The 21,600-nt window shown below is 74.1% G+C and carries 23 protein-coding genes; 13 read left to right on the forward strand and 10 right to left on the reverse strand.

Annotation, left to right across the window (positions count from 1 at the left end; genetic code table 11):
- Nucleotides 1–183: 183 nt before the first annotated feature.
- The 4 genes from C6W10_RS34530 to C6W10_RS37685 form a co-directional block, all read right to left on the reverse strand.
- Entirely contained in the window at nucleotides 184–1,083 is a 900-nt protein-coding gene (locus tag C6W10_RS34530; RefSeq protein WP_107264516.1) for a hydroxymethylglutaryl-CoA lyase, read from the reverse strand.
- Between the two features lie 88 nt (nucleotides 1,084–1,171).
- Nucleotides 1,172–2,518: an acetyl/propionyl/methylcrotonyl-CoA carboxylase subunit alpha gene (locus C6W10_RS34540; RefSeq protein ID WP_107263204.1), complete on the reverse strand. Its 1,347-nt coding sequence runs from the start codon at nucleotides 2,516–2,518 to the stop codon at nucleotides 1,172–1,174.
- A 242-nt stretch (nucleotides 2,519–2,760) separates the two neighbouring features.
- A complete protein-coding gene (locus C6W10_RS34545; RefSeq protein ID WP_107264517.1) occupies nucleotides 2,761–3,369 on the reverse strand; it encodes a TetR/AcrR family transcriptional regulator in 609 nt (202 codons plus the stop codon).
- A gap of 191 nt (nucleotides 3,370–3,560) precedes the next feature.
- A complete protein-coding gene (locus C6W10_RS37685; RefSeq protein ID WP_159104872.1) occupies nucleotides 3,561–5,297 on the reverse strand; it encodes a hypothetical protein in 1,737 nt (578 codons plus the stop codon).
- 97 nt (nucleotides 5,298–5,394) lie between these two features.
- Here C6W10_RS37685 and C6W10_RS37690 point away from each other — a divergent pair, with 97 nt between their 5' ends.
- Together C6W10_RS37690 and C6W10_RS39275 are read left to right on the forward strand one after the other, a co-directional pair.
- A complete protein-coding gene (locus tag C6W10_RS37690) occupies nucleotides 5,395–5,607 on the forward strand; it encodes a hypothetical protein (protein WP_159104873.1) in 213 nt (70 codons plus the stop codon).
- 100 nt (nucleotides 5,608–5,707) lie between these two features.
- The gene (locus C6W10_RS39275; protein ID WP_255419728.1) at nucleotides 5,708–5,833 is read left to right on the forward strand and encodes a hypothetical protein; all 126 of its coding nucleotides are present in this window, start codon (nucleotides 5,708–5,710) and stop codon (nucleotides 5,831–5,833) included.
- A gap of 75 nt (nucleotides 5,834–5,908) precedes the next feature.
- Here the strand turns inward: C6W10_RS39275 and C6W10_RS34560 are convergent, their stop codons facing one another.
- A complete protein-coding gene (locus tag C6W10_RS34560; RefSeq protein ID WP_107263206.1) occupies nucleotides 5,909–6,388 on the reverse strand; it encodes a hypothetical protein in 480 nt (159 codons plus the stop codon).
- A 153-nt stretch (nucleotides 6,389–6,541) separates the two neighbouring features.
- Here C6W10_RS34560 and C6W10_RS34565 point away from each other — a divergent pair, with 153 nt between their 5' ends.
- The 3 genes from C6W10_RS34565 to C6W10_RS34575 are packed head-to-tail and all read left to right on the forward strand — an operon-like array spanning nucleotide 6,542 to nucleotide 9,017.
- The gene (locus tag C6W10_RS34565) at nucleotides 6,542–7,675 is read left to right on the forward strand and encodes a sensor histidine kinase (RefSeq protein WP_234359132.1); all 1,134 of its coding nucleotides are present in this window, start codon (nucleotides 6,542–6,544) and stop codon (nucleotides 7,673–7,675) included.
- Nucleotides 7,672–8,331 carry a response regulator transcription factor gene (locus tag C6W10_RS34570; protein ID WP_107264519.1) on the forward strand — a complete coding sequence of 220 codons (660 nt, stop codon included), beginning with the start codon at nucleotides 7,672–7,674 and terminating at the stop codon, nucleotides 8,329–8,331. Before C6W10_RS34565 ends, C6W10_RS34570 begins: the two co-directional genes overlap by 4 nt.
- Before the next feature lie 56 nt (nucleotides 8,332–8,387).
- Entirely contained in the window at nucleotides 8,388–9,017 is a 630-nt protein-coding gene (locus C6W10_RS34575; RefSeq protein WP_199853798.1) for a hypothetical protein, read from the forward strand.
- On the opposite strand, the gene C6W10_RS34580 is transcribed toward C6W10_RS34575, so the two are convergent.
- The 3 genes from C6W10_RS34580 to C6W10_RS34590 form a co-directional block, all read right to left on the reverse strand.
- Nucleotides 8,966–9,829, reverse strand: a complete 864-nt coding sequence (locus tag C6W10_RS34580; protein WP_107263207.1) for a hypothetical protein — start codon at nucleotides 9,827–9,829, stop codon at nucleotides 8,966–8,968. The genes C6W10_RS34575 and C6W10_RS34580 overlap by 52 nt on opposite strands.
- Nucleotides 9,830–9,835: 6 nt before the next feature.
- Entirely contained in the window at nucleotides 9,836–10,351 is a 516-nt protein-coding gene (locus C6W10_RS34585; protein ID WP_107263208.1) for a SigE family RNA polymerase sigma factor, read from the reverse strand.
- A 66-nt stretch (nucleotides 10,352–10,417) separates the two neighbouring features.
- Nucleotides 10,418–11,188 carry an MBL fold metallo-hydrolase gene (locus C6W10_RS34590; RefSeq protein WP_234361523.1) on the reverse strand — a complete coding sequence of 257 codons (771 nt, stop codon included), beginning with the start codon at nucleotides 11,186–11,188 and terminating at the stop codon, nucleotides 10,418–10,420.
- A gap of 64 nt (nucleotides 11,189–11,252) precedes the next feature.
- On the opposite strand from C6W10_RS34590, the gene C6W10_RS34595 reads away from it, so the two are divergent.
- The gene (locus C6W10_RS34595; protein ID WP_107264521.1) at nucleotides 11,253–12,194 is read left to right on the forward strand and encodes a threonine/serine dehydratase; all 942 of its coding nucleotides are present in this window, start codon (nucleotides 11,253–11,255) and stop codon (nucleotides 12,192–12,194) included.
- Between the two features lie 63 nt (nucleotides 12,195–12,257).
- On the opposite strand, the gene C6W10_RS34600 is transcribed toward C6W10_RS34595, so the two are convergent.
- A complete protein-coding gene (locus C6W10_RS34600; protein ID WP_107263209.1) occupies nucleotides 12,258–13,187 on the reverse strand; it encodes a DUF72 domain-containing protein in 930 nt (309 codons plus the stop codon).
- A gap of 109 nt (nucleotides 13,188–13,296) precedes the next feature.
- On the opposite strand from C6W10_RS34600, the gene C6W10_RS34605 reads away from it, so the two are divergent.
- The 4 genes from C6W10_RS34605 to C6W10_RS34620 all read left to right on the forward strand — a co-directional run bounded on the left by C6W10_RS34605 (nucleotide 13,297) and on the right by C6W10_RS34620 (nucleotide 18,453).
- Nucleotides 13,297–14,085 carry an alpha/beta fold hydrolase gene (locus C6W10_RS34605; protein WP_107263210.1) on the forward strand — a complete coding sequence of 263 codons (789 nt, stop codon included), beginning with the start codon at nucleotides 13,297–13,299 and terminating at the stop codon, nucleotides 14,083–14,085.
- 115 nt (nucleotides 14,086–14,200) lie between these two features.
- On the forward strand, nucleotides 14,201–14,794 hold the full coding sequence (locus C6W10_RS34610) for a TetR/AcrR family transcriptional regulator (RefSeq protein WP_107263211.1): 594 nt from the start codon (nucleotides 14,201–14,203) through the stop codon (nucleotides 14,792–14,794).
- A gap of 125 nt (nucleotides 14,795–14,919) precedes the next feature.
- A complete protein-coding gene (locus tag C6W10_RS34615) occupies nucleotides 14,920–16,362 on the forward strand; it encodes a YibE/F family protein (RefSeq protein WP_107263212.1) in 1,443 nt (480 codons plus the stop codon).
- A gap of 165 nt (nucleotides 16,363–16,527) precedes the next feature.
- Nucleotides 16,528–18,453, forward strand: a complete 1,926-nt coding sequence (locus tag C6W10_RS34620; protein WP_107263213.1) for a family 43 glycosylhydrolase — start codon at nucleotides 16,528–16,530, stop codon at nucleotides 18,451–18,453.
- Between the two features lie 9 nt (nucleotides 18,454–18,462).
- Here the strand turns inward: C6W10_RS34620 and C6W10_RS34625 are convergent, their stop codons facing one another.
- Nucleotides 18,463–19,359: a LysR family transcriptional regulator gene (locus C6W10_RS34625; RefSeq protein WP_107264522.1), complete on the reverse strand. Its 897-nt coding sequence runs from the start codon at nucleotides 19,357–19,359 to the stop codon at nucleotides 18,463–18,465.
- A gap of 156 nt (nucleotides 19,360–19,515) precedes the next feature.
- Between C6W10_RS34625 and C6W10_RS34630 the strand changes: the two genes are divergently transcribed.
- From C6W10_RS34630 to C6W10_RS34640, 3 genes are all read left to right on the forward strand, one after another.
- Entirely contained in the window at nucleotides 19,516–19,878 is a 363-nt protein-coding gene (locus C6W10_RS34630; protein WP_107263214.1) for a DUF1801 domain-containing protein, read from the forward strand.
- Nucleotides 19,875–20,270 carry a VOC family protein gene (locus C6W10_RS34635; RefSeq protein ID WP_199853799.1) on the forward strand — a complete coding sequence of 132 codons (396 nt, stop codon included), beginning with the start codon at nucleotides 19,875–19,877 and terminating at the stop codon, nucleotides 20,268–20,270. The genes C6W10_RS34630 and C6W10_RS34635 overlap by 4 nt, the downstream gene beginning before the upstream one ends.
- A gap of 232 nt (nucleotides 20,271–20,502) precedes the next feature.
- Complete coding sequence (locus C6W10_RS34640) at nucleotides 20,503–21,420, forward strand: hypothetical protein (RefSeq protein ID WP_107263215.1); 918 nt, start codon at nucleotides 20,503–20,505, stop codon at nucleotides 21,418–21,420.
- The last annotated feature ends 180 nt before the right edge of the window (nucleotides 21,421–21,600 follow it).

The following is a 21,600-nucleotide window of genomic DNA, read 5'->3' on the forward strand; positions in this document are numbered from 1 at the left end:
AGTGACGTGACGGATGCAAATCTAGCAATGCGTCTCGAATGTGGGGAGGTTTCGGCGCGGGGGTTCGGCATCTCCACCAGGGTGCTTGCCGAGGCACACGTCCGTCCGCCGGGCGGGTCGACCCCGGCGACGACCCCGCCCAGCTCAGACCAGCGGCTACAGCTCAGACCAGCCGGCTACGGCTCAGACCAGCCGGCTACGCGGGCCGGCCCGGAGCACCCCGGAGGGCAGCTCCCGGCCGACGAGCCGCTCGGCGTAGGCCGCCGCCTCCAGCAGCGCGTCCAGGTCGACACCGGTCTCGATGCCCATGTCGTGCAGCATGTGCACCACCTCCTCGGTGGCCACGTTCCCGCTCGCCCCCGGGGCGTACGGGCAGCCGCCGAGCCCGCCGACGCTGGCGTCGTACTCGGTGATCCCGAGTTCGAGCGCGGTCAGCAGGTTCGCCAGCGCGGTACCCCGGGTGTTGTGGAAGTGCAGCAGCACCGGGATCTCCGGCTGCCGGTCCCGGACCGCGGTGACGAGTTCCCGGACCCGGCGCGGCGTCGCCATCCCGGTGGTGTCACCGAAGGCGACCCGGTCCGCCCCGTCGGCCACCACCCGGTCGACGATGCCGGCCACCCGGGCCGGGTCGACGTCCCCCTCGTACGGGCAGCCGAAGCTGGTCGCCACGATCACCTCGGCGGTCGCCCCCGCCTCGTGCAGCAGCGAGATCAGCCCGGCGATGTCGTCCAGCGACTCGGCGGTGGAGCGGTTGACGTTGCGCCGGTTGTGGGTGTCGCTGGCCGAGACCACCACCTCGATCTCGGTGAAGCCGGCGGCCAGGGCCCGCTGGGCACCCCGGGAGTTCGGCACCAGCGCCGAGTAGCGCACCCCCGGCACCTGCACGGCCTGCGCCCACACCTCGTCGGCGTCCGCCATCTGCGGAATCGCCTTCGGATGCACGAAGGAGACCGCCTCGATCCGGCGTACGCCGGTGCTGCCGAGCAGCTCCAGCAGGCGTACCTTCCCGTCGGTCGGTACCGGCTCCTCGTTCTGTAGCCCGTCGCGCGGTCCGACCTCCCGGATCGAGACCGCACTCGGCAGGTCGGCACTCACTTGTCGGCTCCCATCCGCTGCTCGGCTCCCATCCGCTGCTCGGCTCCCATCCGCTGCTCGGCTCCGATCGGCCCGGTCACTTCTTCGCCCGCATCCGGCCGACGATGCCGGTGTCGTAGTCGCCGCCGAGGAACTCGGGGTTGTCGAACAGCTCGGTGAAGAACGGCAGGTTGCACTTCGGCCCGGCGATCTCGAAGTCGGCCACCGCCGTACGGGCCCGGTCGATCGCCTCGGCCCGGTCGGCGCCGTACACGATCAGCTTCGCCAGCAGCGAGTCGTAGAACCGGGTGACGGTGGTGCCGAGGGAGTATCCTGAGTCGACCCGTACCCCCTCGCCGGTCGGCTCCGTCCACCCGGTCACCGTGCCCGGGCCGGGCAGGAACCGCAACGGGTCCTCGGCGTTGACCCGCAGCTCGATGGCGTGCCCGCGCGGGGCGAGCGCGTCCGGGTCGAAGTTCGGCGCCAGCCCGGCGGCCACCCGCAACTGCTCCTCGACCAGGTCGACGCCGTAGACGAGTTCGGTCACCGGGTGCTCCACCTGGAGCCGGGTGTTCATCTCCAGGAAGAAGAACTCCCCGGTGGCCGGATCCAGCAGGCACTCCACGGTGCCCGCGTTGCGGTAGCCGACCGCCTCGCCGGCCCGGACCGCCGCCGCCAGCATCCGCTCCCGCAGCGCGGCGTCGACGGCCGGCGACGGCGACTCCTCGACCAGCTTCTGGTTGCGCCGCTGCACCGAGCACTCCCGCTCGCCGAGCGCCACCACCCGGCCGTCGGCCAGGCCGAGGATCTGCACCTCGACGTGCCGCACCCGGGGGAAGTACCGCTCGATCAGCACCGAGCCGTCCCCGAACATCCGCTCGGCGAAGGCGCGCACCCTGTCGTACTCGGTGCGCAGGCCGGCGGAGTCGGCGGCGACCGCCATGCCCATCCCGCCGCCCCCGGCGGCGGCCTTGACCATGACCGGAAAACCGATCTCCTCGGCGGCGGCGAGCGCCGCCTCGACCGTGCCGGCCGGCTCGGTGGTGCCGGGCGCCACCGGCACGCCGGCGGCGACCATCAGGTTACGAGCATTGATCTTGTCGCCCATCGCGCTGATCGCGTCGGCGCCGGGACCGACCCAGACCAGGCCGTTCGCCTCGACGGTACGGGCGAAGTCCGCGTTTTCCGAGAGGAAGCCGTAGCCGGGGTGGATCGCCCGGGCACCGGTCGACTTGGCGGCGGCCAGGATCGCCTCGGCGTTGCGGTAGCTCTGCGCCGGGTCGGCCGGGCCGACGCAGACCGCCTCGTCGGCCTCGCGGACGAACGGCAGGTCGGCGTCCGCCTCGGAGTGGACCGCGACCGTCCGTACGCCGAGTCGCCGGGCGGTCCGGAGGATCCGGCGGGCAATCTCACCTCGGTTGGCGACGAGCAGAGACTCGATCATGCGCTACCTCCCAGTACTCGACCGGCCGTACCTCGTCGTACGGTCGTCCGCGACCTCGCTCGGTGAACCGCTGCCAGCCTCCCCCGCCGGTTCGGCGGACCGGAGGGTCGGACGCGGCGCCCGAGCGCCACGCGGCTAGGTTAACGAACGTTCAGTCGTCCGGGAACTACGGTTCGGTCGCCCGGGGAGCGACGGTTCGGTCGCCCGGGGAGCGACGGTTCGGTCGCCCGGGGAACGACGGTCTAGTCGTCCGGGTCGGCGAGCAGCGCAGCCAGGGTGGCGGCCCGGAGCAGCGCGGCCCGGCGCTGGCGGTCCACCTCGCCACCGAGGAACGGCGTGGAATTCATCAGGCCGAACGCGGCATGGGCCAGCACCCGCGCCTCGCCCGCCGACAGTTTCGGGTGCAGCGCGGTCAGCACCCCCACCCACTCCTCGACGTAGAGCCGCTGGAGCCGGCGGATCTGCCGCCGGGGCTCCTCCGGCAGCCGGTCCAGCTCGTGCAGGTGCAACGCGATGACCGCCGGGTTGGCCAGGGCGAAGTCGACGTGGAAGTCGATCAGGGATTCGAGAGCCGCCCGGACGTTCTCCGGATGCTCCGCGACCCGCTGCCGGCCGCCGGCCAGCAGCCCGTCACTCACCGGCATCAGCGCGGCGATCAGCATCGCCTCCTTGCCGGCGAAGTGGTGGTAAAGGGCCGGACCGGTCACCCCGGCGGCCGACCCGATGTCGTCCATCGAGACCCCGTGATATCCGCGGGCCGCGAAGAGGCCGACCGCGATCTCCAGAATCTCCTCGCGCCGGGACCGCCGTCGCCGCACGCCGCTGGCGGGCGCGCCGGCCTCCGTCGCCATCACCTGCTCCTTCACCGTCACCCGACCAGCCTAGTCAGCTGTCAATCGCTGACCCCCCGCCGAGTGTCGGCCGCCACTGGGCGGACAGACCCCCGTCCGACGGGGCGGACAGGCCGGGCCGATCCGCACCGAAGCGGAACGGGCCGGGCCGGGCCGGCAGTGCCGCCCCGTCGGGCGGGGACCCGCGCCGGCTACTCGTCGTCAGGGTCCAGGGAGTACCGGGCGCGCAGGGCGTCGGCCTCCGCCGTACGGCCGAGGGCGTTGAGCGCGACACTGAGCAGCCAGGCCGCCCGGAGTACCGCCTCAGAATGCTCCGGCAGGCTGTTCAGGGTGGCCCGGAGCAGTGGTTCGGCCTCCACCGGCCGGTCCAGCCGGAGCAGTAGCTCCCCGGTGAACAACTCCACCAGGAGCGCCTCACCGAAGGCCTGGATCGACCGCAGCGCGTCGGCGACGCCGTCCAACCTGGTCAGCGCCTCCTCCGGCCGGTCCGCACCGAGCAGCGCCCGGGCCGCGACGTCGGCCAGCATCGCCCGCTCCCACCGCACCGCCGGCTCCACCTCGGCGTCGTCCGGCTCCGATCCCGCCGACCCGCCGGGCAGGGCCGCCGCCACCCGGTCGGCCACCTCCAGCGCGGCCAGCGCCGCCGCCGGGTCGCCGGCCCAGTGCCGGGCGGCCACCTCGCGACGCCGTACCCGCAACTCGTCCAGCGGCAGCCCGGCCAGCCGGAACGCGGTCGCGGCGGCGGCGAACCGCTGCGCAGCGAGGTTGTCCCGGTCCTGGGCGTAGAGCAGCTCGCCGGCCTCCTCCAGTACCCGTGCCCGGGCGGGTAGGTTGTCCGGGCCGTCGAGGTTGTCGGCAAGCTCGTCCAGCAGGGTCAACGCCAAGCCGTCCTCGCCGAGCGACCGGTAGACGGTGGCGAGCAGGTGCCGGCACTGGTCCGCGTCGGCCTGCCGGCCGAGCCGGTCCAGCTCGCCCACCGCCTCCTCCGCCGCCTCGGCCGCCTCCACCGCCCGGTCCGCCCGCCGGTAGGCGTCGGCCAGCTCCCAGCGCAGGTAGGCGGCCCCGTCCACGATGCCCCGCTCCACACAGAGGGCGACCGCCTCCACCAGGTCGTCGACCGCCTCGCCGGGCCGGCCGGCGGCGACCAGCGCGCGGGCCCGCCCCGTCCGGGCCGGCAGCGCGAGCTTCTCGGTGGCCAGCCGCACCGCCTCGTCGTACGCCGAAACCGCCCGCTCCGGGTCGTCCAGCGAGTTGGCGTAGCCGAGACTGGCGACCGCCCGGTGTTCGGGCAGGCCGAGTTCGTCGTAGAGGTCCCGGGCCCGCAGCGCCGCCTCGCCGGCCTCGGCACGCCGGTCCAGCGACTCCAGCACCCGCACCCTGGTCAGCGCGATCCGCGCCACCAGGTGCCGGTCGTCGGCACCGGCCGCCTCGGTCGACGCCCGCTCCACCGCCGCCAGCGCCTCCGCACCCCGCCCCCGCTCGGCGTACGCCACCGCCAGCCGGTCCTGCGCGGCGGCCCGATACCAGGGGTCACCGTGCGCCATCAGGTAGTCGGCGGACTCCTCGACCAGCGGCAATCCCTCGTCCGGCTCGCCCGACATCACCAGCAGTACGCCCAACCGACCCGCCACCACCTGGGCGCGAAGCGGATCCGGGAGCTGCTGGTACAGCGCCAGCGCCTCCCGGTTCGCCGCCACCGCCCCGGCCAGGTCGCCGGCCACCTGCCGCTCGACCGCCCGGAACTCGCCCCGGCGGGCGACGACGGACCGCTCCTGCGGCTGCCCGCCGAACCGTTCGTCGAAGACCGCGAGTACGGCGAAGAGGTCGTCGTCGCGCTCGGTACGCCAGGCCGCCTCGGCCAGGTCGAGCAACCGCTCCGGGCCGGCGTCCGACGGTATGTCGAGCGGAGCCGGCGGCCGGGCCGACACCGACGGTACGGACGCGGCCCCCGATCCCTCGCCGACCCCTTCCGGCTCGGCGGACGGACCGGATCCGGGCTCGCTGGGCGGAACGGCCCCGGGCTCGGTGGACGGAACGGCCCCCGGCTCGGTGGGCGGAACGGATCCGCCCGGGGCCACCTCGACGGTGCCGGAAGCCGGGGCGGTGCCGGACGCTGCGGCGGTGCCGGACGCCGTGGCGGTGCCGGACGCTGCGGCGGTGCCGGACGCTGCGGCGGTGCCGGACGCTGCGGCGGTGCCGGACGCTGCGGCGGTGCCGCGGTCTCCTATACATATCTGACGCTGCCGGCGACACGCCCTGTCGACATCCGTGCGGTTGCCGTGCGCTTAGAACTAAAATAAGCACATTCAGTCTTCTGCCGTATTGGCTGTCATGTACAGTGGGCTACGACGACCACGGCCGGAAGGTGAAGATCGCCGACCCGGCGAACCCGAACCAGAGCGAGTACTGGATGAGCACCATCACCCTCGCCAACTGGGCCGCCGAACGCGGATACTCCGCATAACAAACACGAACACGCGAGAGGGTCAGCCCCACCCGGGGCTGGCCCTCTCGTCGTCTCCGGATCCTCTCCGGCCCGTCAGGGGCCGGCCGTCGGTTCGGCGGTGCCCAGCTCTGCCCCGAGCCGTTCGACGCCGTCCTTGATCATCTGGCCGTACGGGTCGTCGCCGAGCGCCGGCAGACTCTGCCGGGCCAGGGCCAGGTGTTCCCGGGCCCGGTCCGGCCGACCCAGCTTGCGGTAGTCCTCGGCGAGGTTGAGCTGCAACGACGGCCGGAACGCGGCGACCTGGAAACTGGCGTGGTGCTGCTGCACCCGATCGTCGGTCAGCGAGTCGGCGGCCTCCAACGCCCGCAGGTCCCAACGGAGTTCCTCGGCCGGGTCGGCCTGGAGGTCGGCCAGATAGTGCGCGAGGGTGCAGCGGTGGAACGGGTCCCCGGTCCGGCCGATCCGTCCCCACAGCTCGGTCAGCCGCTCGCGCGCCGCCTCGGTACGCCCGGCCCGCCCCCACTCGACCGCCTCGATGATGCTCGCCATCGTCTGGTCGGTACCCTGCTCCATCGTTCGTCCACTCCCCTGGGTCGGCCGTGTGCCGCCGCCGATGCTGCCGGCTCGACGAGGTCGAGGGTCAAGCCCGATCCCCACGCGAAGGGGCCACCCCGGCTACCGCGTTCGTGGTACGTCTCCGGGTGCCCGGCTTCGTAGAGTGGCCGGGTGAGGGACGCAGCCGTGGCCGCGGTGGCGCTCGGCGGTGGCCGGTGGCGGCGCTGGGCGGTGGACGCCGGGATCGCGACGGCGGCCGGTGCCGTCACCGCGTACCGGATCGCGGTCGTGGCGGTGCAGCCGGGCGACCGGGCGCCGGACCTCTGGGCGTACGGCCTCGGCACGGCGATGGCTGCGGCCCTGCTCGCCCGGCGGCGCTGGCCCGCCGCGGTGCTGGCGGTGGTCGGCGGGCTGTTCCTGCTCTACCACGTCTCGCGCTATCCCGGCGGCGCACCGGCCGCGCCGGTCTGGGTCGCGCTCTACTCGGTGGCGGTCGCCCCGCGCCGCCGGCTCGGCCTGGCGCTGGCCGGACTCTTCGTCCTGCTGGACGCGCAGGGCCGGATCATGGTGGCCGGGGTCGGGCCGCTGGACGCCACCCTGGACAGCTCGACCGTGGTCTTCGTGGCGGTACTGCTGCTCGGCGAGACGGTGCGGAGCCGGCGGATCCGGCTCGACCTGCTCACCGCCGAACGGGACCGCACGGCGCAGCGGCGGGTGGTCGAGGAGCGGATCCGGATCGCCCGCGAGCTGCACGACATCACCGCACACACCCTGGCGGTGGTCGGCGTGCAGGCCGGGGTGGCCGCCGACGTGCTCGACGACGACCCGGTGCAGGCGCGGGCGGCGTTGGAGGCGGTCCGGCGGGCCGCCCGGGAGGCACTGACCGAACTGCGGGCGGCGGTCGGGGTACTCCGGGACGGCACCCGCGCCGCCGGGCCGGAACCGCCGGCACCCAACCTGGACCGGCTGCACACCCTGGCCGAGACGACCGGCGCGGTACTGCGGCAGGACGGTACGCCGCGCCCGCTGCCCCGGGCGGTGGAGGCGACCGCGTACCGGATCGTGCAGGAGGCGGTGGCGAACGCGGTCCGGCACGCCGACGCCGACCGGATCGAGGTGCGGCTCGGCTACCGCCGCGACGGGCTCGACCTCACCGTCTCCGACGACGGCCGGGGGCCGACCGGACCGCCCGGCAACGGCCTGCGCGGGATGGCGGAACGGGCCGCCGGGCTGGGCGGCTGGCTGCGTACCGGTCCGGCCGACGACGGCGGCGGTTTCCAGGTACGGGGGTGGCTGCCGGGATGACGACGATCCGGGTGTTGCTCGCCGACGACCAGACGCTGGTCCGGGCGGGCTTCCGGGTGCTGCTGGAGCGGGCACCGGAGATCGAGGTGGTCGCCGAGGCCACCGACGGCGACGAGGCGATCGCGCTGACCCGGGCACACCGGCCGGACGTCGTGCTGATGGACATCCGGATGCCGGGCACCGACGGGCTGACCGCGACCCGGCGGATCCTCGCCGACGACCGGCTGCCGGGGGTCAAGGTCGTCGTGCTGACCACCTTCGAACTCGACGAGTACGTCTACGCGGCACTGCACGCCGGGGCGAGCGGCTTCCTACTGAAGAACCTGGAACCGGACGAGCTGCGCCGGGCGGTCCGGGTGGTGGCGGCCGGCGACGCGCTGCTGGCCCCCGAGGTGACCCGCCGGCTGATCGCCGCCTACGCCGACGGTCCGGAGGTACCCGGCCTGCACACGCTGACCGCCCGGGAACGCGAGGTGGTGACGCTGGTCGCCGACGGGCTCTCCAACGCGGAGGTGGGTGCCCGGCTCGGGATGAGTACGGCCACCGCCAAGACGCACGCGAACCGGGCGATGAGCAAGCTCGGCGCCCGGGACCGGGCCCAGCTCGTGGTCTTCGCCTACCGCGGCGGGCTCGCCGGGATACGACGACCGCGGTAGTCGGCGGCGCCGTCGGGCGGATCCGGCGGCGGCCGGCCGTTCGTAGCGTTCCCGGCATGTTTCTTCTTCTGGGACCGTTGCTGAACTTCGTCTCCGGCTTCTTCTGGGAGCCCGACTCGCAGGGCATCACCGGCGGTACGCTCGCCGCGCTCGCCTGCGCCTGCTGGCTCGTCGGCCTGATCGGCCTCTACGACCGGCTCCGCGCCGCCGCACCCCGCTACGTGGCGGTGGCGATGCCGTTGACCGTCTTCGCTGCCGTCGGCGGGGTGGCGTTCGGGGTGCAGAGCATCCACGAGGGACTCTTCGACGCCTCGCACGCCAGCACGATCGAGCTGCTCGACCAGCATCCGCTGGCCGCCTGGTCGCTCTACTGGATCGCCGGTCCGCTCTTCCCGCTCGCCCTCTTCGCCCTCGGCGTGGCGCTGCTGAAGCTGCGCGCGGCACCGGTGCCGGTCGGCGTACTGCTCTGCCTGGGCGCGCTGGCGTTCCCGCTCAGCCGGATCACCCGGGAGCCGATGATCGCGCACGTGGCCGACCTGCTCCTGCTGCTGCCCTTCCTCTATCTCGGAGTACGCGCGCTGACCGGGGCCGACCGCCCGGAGCGGTCGTCCCCGGCCAGCCGGGCCGGGCTGGACTACCCGGTGACCACGTCGGCCGGCGGCTCGACCGTCACCGGTGCCCCGTAGCCGGAGAACTCCATGTTCACCCGCACCTCGCGGGTGAACTCGGTCGGCGGCTCCGCCGTGGTCCGCCCGGTCATCCGCCACTCGTAGCGCAGCGTCCGGACCCGGCCCTCGGCGTCGACCGTGACGTCGCCGACGAGCCGGACGGTCGCCGGGCCGGTGCCGGGGTCCGACTTCGTGGTCGCCTCGAAGTGGTACGCCCGGTCGCCCTTCTTGGTGATCTTCGCGTCGCTCTGGCGCAGCACCTCGAAGAGCCGTTCCCGGTCCGCCGAGCCGCTCAGCGCGCCGTCCAGCACGTGCGGGTCGAACGCCAGCCGCTCGGTCCGGCCCGACTCCCGGACGAACTGCCCGCCCATGGTGTGCGTGTAGAGCACCCCGTCGACCAGCCGCTGCTGCTCGACCCCGTCGAACCGCGAGTATCCGGTGGTCGTCGCCGGGTCGAACGCCCCCTCCGAGGTGTATGACGAGTCCGGCGCGCGGGTGTCGCCGTGCGACTTGTTGAAGGTGACCGTCGCCTTCACCCGGTAACTCACGTTCTCGCTGGCGGTGATCGCCGCCACCAGTTCCAGCCGGGGCGTCGGTGCCTCCGCGACGAGGGCCGGCCGGTCCGGTGCCGCCGGCTGGGTGGTGAGCGCGGTCCCCGCGACCACCCCGACCGCCAGTACCGCACAGGAGGCACCGACGATCGCGGCCGTCCGGCGCCGCCGGGCCCGCACCCCGCGCCGGAGGATCTGCTCGGTCGGGGCGGCCGACAGCGGCTCGCCGTCGACCAGGTCACGTAGTCCGCTCGCCAGCCGCGAGTCGAGAGAGTTCATCCCAGATCACCTGTTCCGTTCGAGAACCGGCTCGCGTACCAGGCTCCGCAGTTTGGCCATGGCCCGCGAGTACTGACTCTTGACCGTGCCGACCGAGCAGCCGAGCACCTGGGCGACCTGCCGCTCCGACAGGTCCTCGTAGTGCCGCAGCACCACCACCGCCCGCTGTCTCGGCGGCAACGCCCGCAGCGCCCGGCGGAGTTCGTCGGCGTCGGCCTCCGGACCGGCCGGCGCCGGCCGGTCGGGTACGTCCGCGACGAGGTTCTCCCGCCGGCGCCGCCGCCACAGCGAGGTGTGGTTGTTCGTCAGCACCCGTCTCAGGTACGCGTGCAGGTCGTCGTGCCGGGACAGCTTGCGCCAGCGTTCGTACATCTTGACCAGGCTGTCCTGCAACAGCTCCTCGGCCTGCCAGCGGTCGCCGGTCAACAGCAGCGCCAGCCGTAGGTGGCGTTGCCAGGCCGACTCCACGAAGGCCACGAATGAGGTGTCGGCCGCCGACGGCGGCCCTGCTCGGTCCGTCACGGTCCTACCACGTGACAGGGTCGGGGAAGGTTGCCTGGCGATCCGGAATCCGCGGCGGGCCGGCGTTCAGCCCGAGACGAGTTGCCGGGCCTCGGCCAGGGTGGTCGGCTCGCCGTGGCTGTCGAGGTACCACTCGTAGTCGTCGTCGAGCAGGTCGCGCAGCATCGCCAGGTCGGGGCCGTCGTCGGGGCCGCGCAGGTGCGCCGGTGGCGGATAGAAGCAGTCGCCGAGCAGCGCGACCCGGGCGTCCGGGACGTACACCACCGTCGAGTCGGGGGCGTGCGCGCCGCCGACGTGGCGCAGCCGTACCCCGGTCGGCAGGGTCAGCTCGGCGTCGAAGGTGCGGGTCGGCGGCAGGATCGTGAAGTCGACCCAGTCGTCCATGGCCAGCGCCCGGGCCCGGAAGCTGGGACCGAGTCGCGGGTTGGCGCGTACCTGCTCGCGCAGGTAGCGGTGGCTCCACGGCCGGGCCGCCTCCTGCCGGAGCAGTTCCTCCCCGGCGACCTGCCCGACAATTTCGACGCCGGGCCAGGCGCAGGCACCCCAGACGTGGTCCCAGTGGTGGTGGGTGTAGACCAGCCACCTGGCCGGGGGCAGCCCGGCGGCCCGCATCGCCGCCTGGACCGCCCGGGCCTGTCCGGGGCTGTGCCCGGCGTCGACGACGACGCTGCCCCGCTCGTCGGCGACGACCGCCACCGCCGCCTGGACGTTCTCCGGGTCCGGGTCGCCGGGCGAGATCCAGACCCGGCCGGCGAGCTGCCGGAGAGTGCTGCCGTCGATGATCGCGCGACCTCCGGAAGCGGGGTCCGGGAGCGGACCGGGTGGCTTGGCCCACACCCTATCCGTCTCCTCCGGCGGCCGGGGATACGGTACGGCGTACCAGGTGGAAGGGGCGACGACCGTGATCACCCGTACCGATGTGCAGGACGCGGCGGCCCGGATCGCCGGACACGTCCGGAGGACGCCGCTGGCCCGGGTGGAACCCGACCTCGCCGGACCGGCCGGAGCGCTCTGGCTGAAGCTGGAGTTCCTGCAACACTCGGGATCGTTCAAGGCCCGGGGCGCGTTCAACCGGATGCTGGCCGCCGCCGAGCGCGGCGAACTGCCGCCCGCCGGGGTGGTCACCGCCTCCGGCGGCAACGCGGGCGCCGCCGTCGGGTACGCGGCGAGGTCCCTCGGCGTGCCGGCCGAGGTGTACGTGCCGACCACCGCCCCCGCCGTCAAGGTCGGCAAGCTGCGCCAGCTCGGCGCCACCGTGGTGCAGCACGGCACCGAGTACGCCGAGGCGTACGACGCCGCGGTCAAGCGGGCCGCCGACACCGGGGCGCTGTTTTGTCACGCCTACGACCAGCCGGAGATCTGTGCCGGTCAGGGCACCCTGGCGCTGGAGCTGCTGGAGCAGGCGGGTGAGCTGGACACCGTGCTGGTGGCGGTCGGCGGCGGCGGACTGATGGCCGGGGTGGCCGCCGCACTGGACGGTCGGGCCGAGGTGGTGGCGGTCGAGCCGGAGGGCGCCTCGGCGCTGCACGCCGCGCTGGCGGCGGGCGGGCCGGTCGACGTACCGGTCGCCGGGGTGGCCGCCGACGCGCTCGGCGCCCGCCGGGTCGGCGCGATCGCCTACGAGGTGGCGGTCCGGGCCGGGGTACGCAGCCTGCTGGTCAGCGACGAGCGGATCGTGCGGGCGCGAAGGCTGCTCTGGAGCAACTACCGGATCGCCGTCGAGCACGGCACCGCCGCCGCGATGGCCGCGCTCCTCTCCGGGGCGTACCGGCCGGTCGCCGGGGAGCGGTTGGCCGTACTGCTCTGCGGGGCGAACACCGACCCCGCCGACCTGGCCGGCTGACGGCTGACGGCTGACGGCTGACGGCTGACGGCTGACTCCGGCCCGGCCCCGGCGCGCCGCCCGCTATCGCACCACCCGCAGCGCGGCGCGGCGCCGCTCGTACCGGCCGGGCCAGTCCGCCTCGGGGCCAAGCAGCGCGGCGAGCGTGGCGGCGTCCCGCTGCGCCTGCCCCGCGCAGCAGTTGTTCAGCAGTACGTGCAGTTCGTCGGTCTCGGCGGCGAGGTCGCGCAGCCGTTCCGCCCAGGCGGCGAGTTCGTCGTCGCCGTAGGCGTACCGGAACCGGTCCTCCTTGCCCCCGGTGCTCCACTCCGGACTGTGCCCGTGGAAGCGCACCACCGCCGGCTCGGCGGTGGCGAGCAGCAGCGGCGGGACCGAGGACTCGTGGCCCTGCGGCATGTCGACGCTGACCATGCTGATGTCGTGCCGGGCCAGGAAGCCGACGGTGTCCGGGGCGTTGTCGCCGTCGAACCAGGACGCGTTGCGCAGCTCGACCGCGACCCGCCAGGGCCGGCAGCGCTCGACGGCGTCGAGGATCCGCCGCTTCGCGTTTTCGCCGTGCGCCAGCCAGGGCGGGAACTGGAAGAGGAGTACCCCGAGCTTGCCGGCTCCGGCGATCGGCGCGACGGCCTGCCGGAACCGCTGCCACAGCTCGTCGTAGGTCGACGACGGCAGGTCGCGGCGGCGCACCCGACCGGTGTCCCGGCCGTCCGGGCGCAGGTCCCGGGGCAGCGCCGCCAGCTCCGCCCCGTGCCCGGTGAAGAGGCCGAACGCCTTCACGTTGAAGGTGAAGTCCGGCGGCGTACGGTCCGCCCAGGCCGAGGTCGTCTCCGGCGCCGGTACGGCGTAGTAGGTGGTGTCCACTTCGACCAGGCCGAACCGCTCCGCGTAGTAGGCCAGTCGCCCGGCCGGGGTGTTGGCCGAGCGGGGGTACCAGCCGGACGCGAGCAGCGACCGGTCGGCCCAGGAGGAGGTGCCCACCTTTATCTCGCCCATGTCCACAGTCTCTCCCCACCGGCCACGGTGGTCGAAACCTACCGAGGCGGCACAGATCGGAGAAGTACTCGATCGTGGACGGCCCGGTCGCCCTGCTACCGTCCGGCGAATGCCCGACCTGTACGCCCCGGACGGCACCCGGCTGGCGCTGCACGATCTCGGCGGCACCGGTACGCCGGTGCTGCTCGTGCCCGGTCTCTGCGGTCACGCCGGGGAGTGGTCCGGCACCGCCGCCTGGCTCGGCGCGACGCACCACGTGCACGCGCTCGACCCGCGCGGTCACGGCGACAGCGAGCGGCGTCCCGCCGACGTCTCCCGGGACGCCCACGTCGCGGACGTCGCGGCGGCGCTGGCCGTCACCGCTCCGGCCGTGCTGATCGGTCAGTCGCTGGGTGGGCACACCGCGTTTCTCGTCGCCGCGCGCCATCCCGACCTGGTGACCCGGCTGGTGCTGGTCGAGGCGGGTCCGCAGGGACCGGATGCCGGCACCCCGGAGCGGATCGGGCGCTGGCTCGCCGGCTGGCCGACGCCGTTCCCGGACCGGGAGACCGCCGCCCGGTACCTCGGCGGTGGCCTGGTCGGGGACGCCTGGGCCGCCGGTCTGCGGCACCGGGGCGACGGGTGGTACCCGGCCTTCGACCGGGACGTCATGGTCGGGACGGTCGCCGCCGCCGTCGGGCCGCGCTGGGAGGAGTTCGCCCGGCTCGACCGCCCGACGCTGGTGGTACGCGGCGGTCGCGGCTGGCTGGACCCGCACGAGTACGCCCGGATGGCCCGGCATCCGGCGGTCAGCGCGGTGGAGATCCCCGAGGCCGGGCACGACCTGCACCTGACGAGCCCGGACCGGTGGCGGGAGGTGCTCGTCGACTTCCTGCGCCCCGGGCCCCGGCGGAGCTGACGCCGCTCGGCCGGCCATCCCGGACGGCCGCGCCGGCACCCGGAACGGCACTGCCGGGACCGCGCCGAACCGCATTACCGAGACCGACAGTTCCGACAAATCATATGCTGGTGCGGTGACGACCAGCGGCTCCCCGGACGGCCACCGCCGGGCACACACCGGTCGGCGCCGCAACGAGGAGGCCCGGCAGGCGATCCTCGACGCGGCGCTCCGGCTGCTCACCACCCCGCGCGACGGCGGGCTGACCGTCGACCTCATCGCCCACGAGGCCGGCGTCGGCAAGCAGACGATCTACCGATGGTGGCAGTCGAAGGGCGCGGTCCTGCTGGAGGCGCTGACCGACTGGAGCGACTCGCTGGTGCCGGTCCCGGACACCGGATCGCTCCGCGAGGACCTCTGCACCTACCTGGCGCACACGTTCCGCCGGACGGGCGAGCCGGCGACGGCGGCGGTGCTGCGTACCCTGGCCGCCGAGGCGGCCCGCGACCCGGGCACCGCCGAACTGTTCCGGCAGTTCACCCAGACCCGCCGGGACGCGCTGCACGCCATCGTCCGGCGGGGCCGGGAACGCGACGAACTCGGCCCGGAGCTGGACCTCGAACTCCTGGTCGACCAGGCGTACGGGCTCTTCTGGTATCGCTTCCTGCTCGGGCACGGTCCGCTGAACCAGGAGACCGCCGAGCGGCTGACCGACGTCCTGATCCGCTGACCCCGCCGGTACCTCGTCCGGCCGGTCGGCGGCGTGTCATGCTGGCCCGTCGGGTGCCTCCGGCTGCGATGCTCGGGCGGAGCCCCCGCCGACCGTCCCGACGAGGAAGGCCAGCAGTCGAGCCGATGAGTTCCGAACACACCCACAGCCACCTGCCCGGCGCCGGCCGGCCGACCAGCCGGGCCGCGCGCCGGCTGAGTCTGGCCCTGCTGATCCCGGTGGCGGTGCTCACCCTGGTGTCGATGGCGCTGCTCTGGCCCCGGGACACTCCGACGCCCGGTCCGACCGACGGGCCGATCCGGGTACTCGGCACGGTCGTCGCCGTCGAGTCGGCCCCGTGTCCCGGGCCGCCCCCCGGGGAGGAACTGCCGACCGGCGCACCGACCGACTGCGGCACGGTCACGGTCGACCTGACCGAGGGCGTCGGCGCCGGCCAGCGGGTCAGCACCGACGTACCGTCCGGGCCGGGCGCGGTCCGGGTGGCCGCCGGGGACGAGGTGGCGCTGCTCTACCTGGAGGAGAGCCCGGAGCGGCAGTACTCGATCATCGACCACCAGCGCTCCACCCAGCTGTGGCTGCTCGGCGCGGTCTTCGCGCTCGCCGTCCTCGCCTTCGGCCGGTGGCGCGGCCTGAGCGCCCTGGCCGGGCTCGGCGTCACCTTCGCGGTGCTGCTGATGTTCATCGTGCCGGCCATCCTCGACGGGCGCTCACCGCTGCTGGTCGCCATCGTCGGCGCCGCCGCGATCATGCTCACCGTGCTGTATCTGACGCACGGCTTCAGCATGACCACCACGGTCGCGGTGGCCGGCACCCTGGTCAGCCTGACCATCACCGCGGCGCTCTCCGCGATCGCCACCGCCGCCGCCCACCTCTCCGGGATCGCCGACGAGACCTCCAACTACCTCTCCATCACCCAGGGCGAGGTGAACATGCGCGGCCTGCTGCTGGCCGGCATCGTGATCGGCTCTCTCGGGGTACTCGACGACGTCACCGTCACCCAGTCGGCCACGGTCAGCGAGCTCGCGCTGGCGAACCCCGGCTACGGGTTCCGGCGGCTCTACTCGGCGGCCACCCGGATCGGCCGGGCACACATCGCATCGGTGATCAACACGATCGTGCTGGCGTACGCCGGCGCCTCCCTGCCGCTGATGCTGCTCTTCGCCGCCGACACCGCCACCCCGGTCAGCGAGCTGCTCACCAGTCAACTGATCGCCCAGGAGCTGGTACGCAGCGCGGTCGGCACCATCGGGCTGATCGCCGCCGTACCGATCACCACCGCCCTGGCGGCGCTGCTCGCCGCCCGGCGCGGCGCCGAGGCGGGGGCGGGGCCGGCGGCACCCACCCCGACCACCCCCGCTCCGGGCGCCGCCCCGGCACCGGCCGCTCCGGGCACGGCTCCGGCACCGGCCGCACGGCGCGGTGTGGGTGGAGAGCTGCCGGCGGCAGCGGCATCGACTCCGGCAGCGGCACCGGGCGGAGCCGGACCGGGGACCGGGGCCGGCGGTGACACGCCGGAGGCCGATCCCTGGATGGCCTTCGTCGACCGTCATCCGGACCGGAGGCGGTAACCGGGGCGGCACCGCACAGGAAGGGCGCCGCTCCCGCCGGGTCCCCGCAGCCACGCGGCGCGGTTATGGACGCCAGGACGATGGTGTCGGGACAGGCCGGCGTGCCACCGTCGTGCTCAGCCGACTCCGTCCACTGCGGACGACGGTCTGGCGGAGGGAGCGGCCATGCTTCGCGCGATCACGGCACGGCACCGGCCCGGACCGGCTCGCGGGCACCGGCCCGGACCGGCTCGCGGCCGGCAGGGCGGCTCCGGACGGCTGGCCCGTACGGCGGTGGTCGGGCTGGTCGCCGCGCTCGTCGTACCACTCGGCGGCGCGCCCGCGCAGGCCGGCGCCGTACGACCGGACGCACCGGCTCCGGCACCCGCCCCGGCCGGCCGGATCGCGGCCGACCCGATCGCGCACGACCCGACCGTGATCAAGCAGGGTCGGTACTACTACACCGTCATCACCGGCGACGCCGCCACCCGCAGCTACCTGCCGATCAAGCGCTCGGCCGACCTGCTGCACTGGACCGAACTCGGCACCGTCTTCGGCACCCCGCCGGCCTGGGTCGTCGCCGAGCTGGGCGTGACCCCGGCCGACTTCTGGGCCCCCGACCTCAGCTACTTCGACGGCGCCTACCACCTCTACTACGCCGCCTCGTCGTTCGGCACCAACAACTCGGTCATCGGGCTGGCCACCAGCCGGACGCTCGACCCGGCCAGCCCGGCGTACGGCTGGGTCGACCACGGCATGGTGATGCGCTCGTCCGGCACCGACACCTTCAACGCCATCGATCCGGACGTGGTCTTCGACGCCGACGGCCAGCCCTGGCTGTCGTTCGGCTCGTTCTGGGACGGCCTGCGGATCCGCCGGCTCGACCGGAGCACCGGGATGCCGGCCGACCGGACACTGCACCACATCGCCTCCCGGGGCGGCGCCTCGATCGAGGGTCCGGCGATCGTCCGCCGGGGCGGCTACTACTACCTCTTCGCCAGCCTCGACTTCTGCTGCCGGGGCGTCAACGCCGACTACCGCACCGTGGTCGGCCGCTCCGCCCAGCTCACCGGCCCCTACCTGGACCGGGACGGGGTGCCGCTGCTCGCCGGTGGCGGCACCGACCTGCTGCGCGGCTACAACGAGTTCCGGGGCACCGGCGGTGGGGACGTCTTCGCCGGCCCGGGCGGCGACTGGTTCGCCCACCACTACTACGACACCACGGACGCCGGAGCGCCGAAGCTGTCGGTACGCCCGGTGACCTGGACCGACGGCTGGCCCCGGCTCGGCGACCCGAGGTCGGGCAGCATCCGGGTCGGTCGCGGCAGTGCCTGGTTCCACCTGGTCAACCGGGCCAGCGGCGCGGCGGTGGGCGTACCGGACTGTGGATACGAGGGCGCCGACGTCCGGATCGTCGAGCCGTCGGCCGGTACCTGCCAGCAGTGGCGGCCGGAATACCGCGGCGACGGGTACGTCAGCCTGCTGCACCGGTCGAGCAACAAGGTCGCCGAGATCGCCGGCTGCGTCGACGCCGACGGTGCCCGGGTCGCGCTCTGGGGCTGGCTCGACAACGACTGCCAGAAGTTCCGGCTGCTGCCGACCACCGACGGCTGGTCGCGGATCGAGAACCGGCTGGCCGGACGGGTGCTGGAGGCGGCCGGCTGCGGCGGCGTGGGCACCCCGGTGCAGGTCTGGAGCTGGCTGGAGAACGCCTGCCAGCAGTTCCGCCTCGAACCGGTCGGCGACGTGCTGATCGCCGACGCGGCCGGGCAGCGGGTCTGGGGCGTACCCGGATGTGCCTGGCGGCCCGGCTCGGCCGGCCGGGTGGTCGCGGACCGGCCCCGGGCCGGCGGCTGCCAGCTCTGGCGCTTCGTGCCCGCCGGGGAGGGCTACTTCCGGATCGTCAACCGGGGCGCGGGCCGGCCGCTGGCCGCGATCGCCGGCCGGGACGTCCGGGTACGCCTCGGGCTCGGTCCCCGCGACGGCGCCGGTCCGGCGGTGCGGTGGCGGATCGAGGCGGTCGACGGCGAGGGCTACCGCCTGGTCAACGCCGCCGGGGTCGTCGCCGCCCTGCCCGGTACGCCGGACCGGGTCCTGCTGCTGACCCCGTGAGCGGCACCGTCAGCCGGGCGGGGTCGGTCGGTTGGCGTCGACGGCGGCCCGGACGAACTCCCGGACCCGGGCGGTGGTGTTGGTGGCCAGCCAGATCGGGCCGCGTTCGATGGGTGGCGCGTCGGAGATCGGCACGTACGCGAGGTCGGGGCGCGGATAGTAGCGCCGGCTGTGCTCGCCGACCGGCAGGACGCCCCGGCCGAGCGCGACCAGCGAGAGCATCTCGGAGAAGCTCTTCCCGACCGGCCCCTTCGGCACCGGCCGGCCCGACGGGGTCTGCTCGGGGGTACGGTCGCGCTTGAACTGGGCGGAGGTGACCGCCGGATACTGCACCACCGGATATTCCGCGAGGACCTCCAGGGAGACCGACGGCGCGCCGGCCAGCGGATGGTCGGCGGCGACCGCGAGGACCCGCCCCTCGCGCAGCAGCGCCGGGCCGTTCATCATGCCGTCGAACGGGTACGAGGCGATCAGCACGTCGACCGAGCCGTCCAGCAGGCTCGACCGGGTGTTCGCGAGCTGCGCCTCGTGCACCTCGACCTCGCACCCGGGGTGGCGCTCGGTGAAGAGGTTGACCGCCCTGAGCAGCAGCGGTGCCGTCCCCTCACCCAGGAACGCCACCCGGAGCCGCCCGCTGACGTTGCGGCCGGCATCGACGGCCCGGCGTACGGCGTCGTCGATCCCGGCCACCAGCGGGGTCAGGTCGGCGGCCAACTGCCGCCCGATCGGGGTCAGCCGGACGACCCGACTGGTGCGCTCGAACAGCGGCGCGCCGATCCGCCGTTCCAGCTTCTTCACCACGTGGCTGATCCGCCCGGTGGTGACCCGGAGCCGCTCGGCGGTACGCCCGAAGTGCAGCTCCTCGGCGAGGGTCAGGAAGGTCTCGATCTCGTGTCGTTCCAGCACGTCGGCGCCCATCGTTGAATCTGGTTCAACGATCGTAGCCCGATCGCGGCTTGGTCCCCGTCAGCGCGGGGCGGATCGTAAGAGGCGTCACCAACGGGGCCGGATTTCGGCCAGCACGCCGGGGCGGAGCGGACCGGCGTGGTCGACAGGAGGAACATGGGCACCACCGAGATAACCGACTACCTGCGCGGTCTCGACGCACCGCTGCGGGAGACCGGCGAGAAGCTCCGGCCGATCGTCGACGCAGGCTTGCCGGAGGCGACCGCCGGGATGTGGCACGGCCACCCGACCTGGAGCCTGGGCGACCGACCCGGGCAGCGGCCGGTCTGCCTGGTCAAGGCGTACCGGTCGTACCTGACCTTCGGGTTCTGGCGGGGGCAGGAGCTGGCCGACCCGTCCGGGCGGCTCGTCCCGGGCGCCCGCCGGATGGCAGCGGTGAAACTGCACACGGTGGACGAGATCGACCCGGCGCTCTTCACCGGCTGGCTGCGCCGGGCCGGCGAACTGGAGACGAGGTGACGACGGTGCGGGTGAAGGCGTTCGACCATCTGGTACTCACCGTGCAGGACGTGGAACGCGCCCTGGACTTCTACTGCGGCACCCTCGGCCTGGCACCGGTCCGGGTCGACGAGTGGCGGGCCGGCAAGGTGCCGTTCCCCTCCGCCCGGGTCACCCCGGAGACGATCATCGACCTGGTGCAGGGCCGGCGGGGCGAGTCGAACGTCGACCACATCTGCCTGGTCGTGGAGCCGCTGGACTGGGCCGAGGTGATCGCGTCGGGAATCTTCACCGTCCTGGAGGGGCCGGTCGGCCGGTTCGGCGCGCGCGGGGAGGCAATGTCGATCTACGTCTCCGACCCCGACGGCAACACCGTCGAGCTGCGCTGGTACCCCCAGGACCGCGCGGAATAGCGCGCCGGCAGCCCGGCTCGGCCGGCCGGAGGTGCGGGGGCGGGCCGGGCGGCCGGAGGTGCGGGGGCGGGTCGGGCGGTTGGCCGGGTTGGCCGGTTGACCGGGCCGGTCGGGTTGGCCGGGGTTGTCGGAACGACCGCGTGGGTCCGCTGCGATAGCGATATTCTTGGATGTGTTGAGTCTGCGACCGGCGGTAGCCGAGCGCGTACACCCGCACCGAGGCGGCGATCTCATGGCCAACCTGCTCGACCGGATCGACCGGGCCATGTCCGGTCTCTGCCCCTGCGGCGCCGCACCCGCCGACGGCTCGGCGTACTGCTCGGACGACTGCCGACCCAGCCACGTCGGCGACGACACCGACACCCGGGAAACCGGCCACCTGGCGACACCGATGCGATGGCGCCCCGACCTGGTCACCGCCGGTGACGACGAGGACCTGGTCGGTCCCCGCACCGAGACCTGGTACGAGGGCCCGTACCGGGCGCAGATCTTCGAGCGGGCCAGCCGGCCCGGCAGTTGGCACCTGCGGCTGGACGACGGGCACCGGTACGTCGGCCGGGACCTCGACGACCCGGTCGAGATCCGCTCGGGGCCGGTGCCCGAGCAGGTGGTCGGACGGATCCGGGAGATCTGGCGACGGCTGGAACGGGAACTGGGCGATCCCCGCCGCGCCACGCCGTACGCCGGGCCGTGGCAGGCCGCCTTCCCCGGCCGAGCCGGAGCGCCCCCGGCGCCCCGGGCCATCGGGCCGGCCCGGCTCGGCGGCGCCCCGAGCCAGCCGTGGCAGCGGCTGTGCCGGCGCTGCGACCGGCACGGCGTACCGCTGGACGGGCGGCGGGACGGCGCTCCCTGCCACCTCTGCCCGCACTGCCGGACGCCGTTCCCGGGACCGGTGCTGGTCCCGACGCTCCAGTCCCACGGTCGGCACACCGTACTCAAGCTGAGCTACGTCGCCAACGGCGAGTACTTCACCCGCAGCGCCTTCGTCTCCGGGCGCGACATGATGACCGCCGAGGATCCGGCGGAGTTGTTGCAGTCCGCCTGGGACCGGCTCGAAACGTTCCTGCTGGACCAGATTCCTCGGTCCCGGACGGGCCACGGCCGCCTCGACGAGGTACCGGCGGCGCCTGGCGACCCGGCCGCCGGATAGCGGTACGGCCCGATCCCCGGCGGCCGGCCGCTCCACTGGGGACGGCGCGGTGGCGGGATCGGGACGGCACGGTGGCGAGGTCGGGACGGCACGGTGGCGAGGTCGGGACGGTCGATCGGCGGTTCGGCTCGACCGGGTCGGCCGGTCGGCCCTGGTTGTCGACGGTTTTCGCGTCCCGCG

It is taken from the genome of Plantactinospora sp. BB1, from assembly GCF_003030385.1.
GTDB lineage: Bacteria > Actinomycetota > Actinomycetes > Mycobacteriales > Micromonosporaceae > Plantactinospora.

What these genes read in the sequence shown, in the direction of transcription:
- C6W10_RS34540 (WP_107263204.1), bottom strand. Translation starts at nt 2,518, where the DNA reads ATGATCGAGTCTCTGCTCGTCGCCAACCGAGGTGAGATTGCCCGCCGG.
- C6W10_RS34545 (WP_107264517.1), bottom strand. Translation starts at nt 3,369, where the DNA reads ATGGCGACGGAGGCCGGCGCGCCCGCCAGCGGCGTGCGGCGACGGCGG.
- C6W10_RS34560 (WP_107263206.1), bottom strand. Translation starts at nt 6,388, where the DNA reads ATGGAGCAGGGTACCGACCAGACGATGGCGAGCATCATCGAGGCGGTC.
- C6W10_RS34570 (WP_107264519.1), top strand. Translation starts at nt 7,672, where the DNA reads ATGACGACGATCCGGGTGTTGCTCGCCGACGACCAGACGCTGGTCCGG.
- C6W10_RS34575 (WP_199853798.1), top strand. Translation starts at nt 8,388, where the DNA reads ATGTTTCTTCTTCTGGGACCGTTGCTGAACTTCGTCTCCGGCTTCTTC.
- C6W10_RS34580 (WP_107263207.1), bottom strand. Translation starts at nt 9,829, where the DNA reads ATGAACTCTCTCGACTCGCGGCTGGCGAGCGGACTACGTGACCTGGTC.
- C6W10_RS34600 (WP_107263209.1), bottom strand. Translation starts at nt 13,187, where the DNA reads ATGGGCGAGATAAAGGTGGGCACCTCCTCCTGGGCCGACCGGTCGCTG.
- C6W10_RS34605 (WP_107263210.1), top strand. Translation starts at nt 13,297, where the DNA reads ATGCCCGACCTGTACGCCCCGGACGGCACCCGGCTGGCGCTGCACGAT.
- C6W10_RS34615 (WP_107263212.1), top strand. Translation starts at nt 14,920, where the DNA reads ATGAGTTCCGAACACACCCACAGCCACCTGCCCGGCGCCGGCCGGCCG.
- C6W10_RS34620 (WP_107263213.1), top strand. Translation starts at nt 16,528, where the DNA reads ATGCTTCGCGCGATCACGGCACGGCACCGGCCCGGACCGGCTCGCGGG.
- C6W10_RS34630 (WP_107263214.1), top strand. Translation starts at nt 19,516, where the DNA reads ATGGGCACCACCGAGATAACCGACTACCTGCGCGGTCTCGACGCACCG.
- C6W10_RS34640 (WP_107263215.1), top strand. Translation starts at nt 20,503, where the DNA reads ATGGCCAACCTGCTCGACCGGATCGACCGGGCCATGTCCGGTCTCTGC.